Source organism: Flavobacterium sp., assembly GCF_043756175.1.
GTDB lineage: Bacteria > Bacteroidota > Bacteroidia > Flavobacteriales > Flavobacteriaceae > Flavobacterium.
Genome location: NZ_JAYURN010000085.1, coordinates 1 through 4534, shown reverse-complemented (window position 1 = coordinate 4534; position 4534 = coordinate 1). Strand labels below are relative to the sequence as shown.

At 30.7% G+C, this 4534-nt stretch carries 5 protein-coding genes; all 5 read right to left on the bottom strand.

The window, feature by feature from the left end:
• Positions 1 to 493, bottom strand: a 493-nt coding sequence (locus ACH2BP_RS06450) for a glycosyltransferase family 2 protein (protein ID WP_395058151.1), incomplete at its 3' end; no start/stop codon positions are given.
• Between the two features lies 1 nt (position 494).
• Positions 495 to 2033 carry an undecaprenyl-phosphate glucose phosphotransferase gene (locus ACH2BP_RS06445; protein ID WP_395058149.1) on the bottom strand — a complete coding sequence of 513 codons (1539 nt, stop codon included), beginning with the start codon at positions 2031 to 2033 and terminating at the stop codon, positions 495 to 497.
• A 302-nt stretch (positions 2034 to 2335) separates the two neighbouring features.
• Positions 2336 to 3319 carry a UDP-glucuronic acid decarboxylase family protein gene (locus ACH2BP_RS06440; protein ID WP_395058147.1) on the bottom strand — a complete coding sequence of 328 codons (984 nt, stop codon included), beginning with the start codon at positions 3317 to 3319 and terminating at the stop codon, positions 2336 to 2338.
• A 192-nt stretch (positions 3320 to 3511) separates the two neighbouring features.
• On the bottom strand, positions 3512 to 4240 hold the full coding sequence (locus tag ACH2BP_RS06435) for a class I SAM-dependent methyltransferase (RefSeq protein ID WP_395058145.1): 729 nt from the start codon (positions 4238 to 4240) through the stop codon (positions 3512 to 3514).
• 34 nt (positions 4241 to 4274) lie between these two features.
• The coding region (locus ACH2BP_RS06430; protein WP_395058143.1) for a glycosyltransferase at positions 4275 to 4534 on the bottom strand (260 nt) is incomplete at its 5' end.

Here is a 4534-nt window from a genome sequence, read left to right as displayed (position 1 = left end):
TTTTTCCGAAATAATTCGCATCATAAATACCGGTAAGATTCCCTACATAATTGCAAAAAAACAACTGTCTATAAGCAAGATTTCTGGGGGCTTCCACTCTTTTATTCAATTCTATTCCTTGTTCATTGATGCAATCGTAAAAGGAAAAAGTAAATGGTAAATTGTTATTTCTTAGAAAATTAATTTGAATTTCCAATTTATTTGGTTTCCATAAATCGTCTGCATCCAAGAACGCAATATACTTCCCTGAAGCTTTTTCTAAACCAGTATTTCTCGCAATTCCGGTTCCTGAATTTTTGTCTAGTTTATAAACCGTAATTCTGTTGTCATTATTGGCAATATATTCAGCTATAGAAACCGTTTTATCAGTAGAGCAATCGTCTACAATAATCATTTCCCAGTTCTGATAGGTTTGATTTTGCACCGATTGAATCGTCCCCGCAATAAATTTTTCAGAATTGAAAGAAGGCGTTATAATTGAGACTAATTCCATTTTAATATGCTTTTTCTTCGCCTTTTAAAACGTTGATAACCGTTTGTGAAATTATCTTCAAATCTAAGATGAGTGACCAGTTTTCGATGTAAAAAATGTCAAATTTTATACGGTTAACCATATCGGTTTCGGTTTCAATTTCACCTCGACACCCGCTAATTTGTGCTAAACCTGTGATGCCTGGTTTAACGCAATGGCGTACCATATATTTTTTAATTTTCTTCCCGTATGATTTATTTTGAGACCAAAGATGCGGACGAGGACCAACAACAGACATATCACCTAGTAATACATTTATGAATTGAGGCATTTCATCTAGACTTGTTTTTCTAATAAACTTACCTATTCTGGTGACGCGAGGATCATTTTTGGAAGCCTCATTTTCAGTTGTTCCATTGATTCTCATAGAGCGGAATTTGTAACAAAAAAATTCATTTTCATCAATTCCGGGTCTTCCCTGTTTGAAAAAAATAGGACCTTTTGATTCTAATTTTATTAAAATTGCTAATATTGGCATTAGCCAAGACAAAAGAAATACCACCACTAATAATGAAAAAACAATATCAAATGATCTTTTGAGGGCTTTAATCACAGGCTCATGTAAAATGGTTTTCTTTAATGACAGCACGGGAAAAAAATCGTAATAATCAATTTTTAAATTCTTTGAAAAAATTTCTTTTGTATCCGGTATGAATTTAATAGTTCTATTATTTTCATCGGCAAAATCAATTAAATCTTTCAAATGCTCATTGGAAATTTCATTCAAGGAACAATAAATTTCATCAATACTATTTTCAAGCACAAAAGGTTTCAAGTCAGCCAATTTTCCTTTAATGTTTTGATTTGATTTCTTGTCTGAAAAATATCCAAAAAAACGATAACCGTAATCATTTCTTGTTTCAAAAAGATCTTTCAGTCGAATTGCCTCTGGTGTATATCCGATAATTACAGCGCTTCTATAATTACTCCCTGTTATTATTCGATATTCTTTTAAATAATAAAACAATAAAAATTTAGATAAAGAGACAAGCACTATACTAGAAATCATAAAAAAAGCGATAGCAGTACCGCTAAAAACAACTTGCTTTTCGAAGGGAAAATAAGCGATAACAATCAATAGAAACAACACCGACTGCTTCAGTATCTTGGAAATAATTTCTATTGGGGTAGTGAAGCGATAAACTTCATAAAATTGAATAAAAACAGCCGCACTGATCCATCCTATAATTTGATAAACAAGATAAAGTTCCGTATTTAAATTAAGTCCTTTAAAGAAAGACATGCTCATAACAGAAATGATCAATAGGTCTGTTGTAACACTTATTGGCCTAATGTATTTTGAATATCTTCCTGTTTGAGATGCAGTCATAATGAGCGATGATAACCTATTGGGTTTTCGTTCTTTTCTTTTCGTAAAATTTCCATTGACAATGCTTTGAAATTGTCTTAAGTAATAATCATTATTTATAATCGGTTCACCTTGATTTTCCAACATAATATTTAATTTGCTTTGCAGGCGAACAGCAATGCTAAATAACAACTTACAGAATTAAAAATAATAAAATGTTCTTATTATTGAAATCAAAAATTTGGTACTTAACTACTTTGAAGGAACCACAAAAAATTATAGTACGTAAATATGTTGCTATTTTTCTATTTAATCAAAGATTCAATGTATATTAAAACTATACAATCTCCTATAAATCCCCCAATTAATTTATAATCCAATACATTTTATTCTTTTTATCAGATAAATCTATGATTTATTCTATTTATAAATGGGAATCCCGCAATACGATTACAAAACAATGAAAGCGAGATCTCTATTAAAAGCAAATATATTTACTTTATATAACCCGAAAAATCTTTATGTTCTTCTTTAGAAAGTTCTTCTTTGGACAATGATTTAAAATAGTCGTAAGTGATTTTCATTCCCTCGGCTCGATCTACCTTTGCTTCCCAACCCAACAATTTTCTTGCTTTTGTAATATCCGGCTGACGTTGCAACGGATCATTTATTGGCAAAGGAAAATAAACCACTTTCTGACTGGTTCCTGTCAGTTTTATAATTTCTTCAGCAAAATCTTTTATGGTAATTTCGTCTGGATTACCAATATTGACTGGCAGAACATAATCAGAATGCAATAATCTAAAAATACCTTCGACCTGATCATCAACATAACAAAAAGAGCGCGTTTGCATTCCGTCCCCAAAAATAGTTAAGTCTTCACCTCGGAGCGCCTGACCTATAAAAGCAGGAATAACTCTACCGTCATTGAGTCTCATTCTTGGACCGTATGTATTAAAAATTCTAACGATTCGGGTTTCTACCCCATGGAAAGTATGGTACGCCATTGTTATTGATTCCTGAAAACGTTTGGCTTCATCGTAAACACCTCTTGGTCCTATGGTGTTTACATTTCCGTAATATTCTTCTGTTTGAGGATGAACCAATGGATCTCCATACACCTCAGAAGTGGATGCAATAAGAATTCTGGCATTTTTTACACGCGCCAAACCTAAAAGATTGTGCGTCCCAAGTGAACCGACTTTTAAGGTTTGTATTGGAATTTTCAAATAATCGATTGGACTTGCCGGTGAGGCAAAATGCAAAATATAATCCAGTTGACCAGGAACGTGGACAAATTTGGTAATATCATGATGATAAAATTCAAAATTCTCTAATTTGAACAAATGTTCTATGTTTTTTAAATCTCCCGTGATGAGATTATCCATTCCAATAACAAAATAGCCTTCTTTTATAAAACGGTCGCAAAGATGTGATCCTAAAAATCCTGCAGCTCCAGTGATAAGTATTCTTTTCATATCGATTTTTATATTTGAGTGTTATGAAATAATTTATTAAAAAGTAAATAGATTATTCAAATAACACATCGCTCTTTGTCATCATAAAGAGGATTCTGTCAAAAATAAACTTATCATTAGGATTGTGAAAGAAATATTAGTGAAATTTTTTTTTATAACTATTTATCTTCGATCGATAATGAACAATTCAAATTATTCTATTTTTTCTAAAACAAATACATTGTTGAAATAAGCGGTTTTATCAACTGGCAATAATAGACTGAACATAACACCAAAAAAGTTAAAAAAGACAATAAAAGGAGTCAGAAAAACCTGTCTTAGGATTTTATTGTTTGGGAGTATATTTTTGATATAATTTAAATTAAATTGAAAAATTACCTCAATATAATTTCCTGTTTTGAAGTTCTGAACCACCTTAAAACCATTTTTTTGATACAAATGCTTTAAAGCCGGTGTTGTATATCTTGCAAAATCATAGGGCATTTCGTGCTCTTCCCACATAAAAGGTGTCGTAATTAGTGCCTTTCCATTTTTCTTTAATACTCTATTAAATTCCTTTAATAATTCGTCGATATTAAAAACATGCTCTAAAACCTCGGTGCACAAAAGAGAATCAAACCGTTCATTTTCAAATGGAATTTTTTTGCCATCATAAAACTCATCTACTTCATTATAGTTTTGTTCCCTTCCTTCAATCTTATAATCGACACCAATGTATTCCTTTACGTTTACAAAAAGTTTTTTATAGGGTTTCGTTCCACAACCAAAATCCAATAAAGAACCGTTAAGTTTATCCGCATTATTTTTTATGGCGCTTCGAATCGATTTCCGGATCAGAAAATTATAATTAATGAAAAAACCAATAACTCCAGGATGAAACTTTTCCTTTTTAATCTTTTGTTTGATGAACTCTTTATACATTAAAATTCTTTTTTCAATATTAATTCAATTGCTATTATTTCAAATAAATCGATTCCAGTTTAGAAATGTTCTTTTTGATGTTGTATTTTTCAATGTAGGAAGTAAAAGCATTTTTTGACAATTCATCCAATAATTCATTATCACTCAAGAGCTTTAAAATTTTACTTTTAAAACCATTTATATCTTCTTTATCAACGACAAATCCATTATAATTATCAATAATTAAATCTATATTTCCATCACAATTAGTAACTACGCAAGCTTTAGATAATGCTAAACTTTCAATAATAGAAT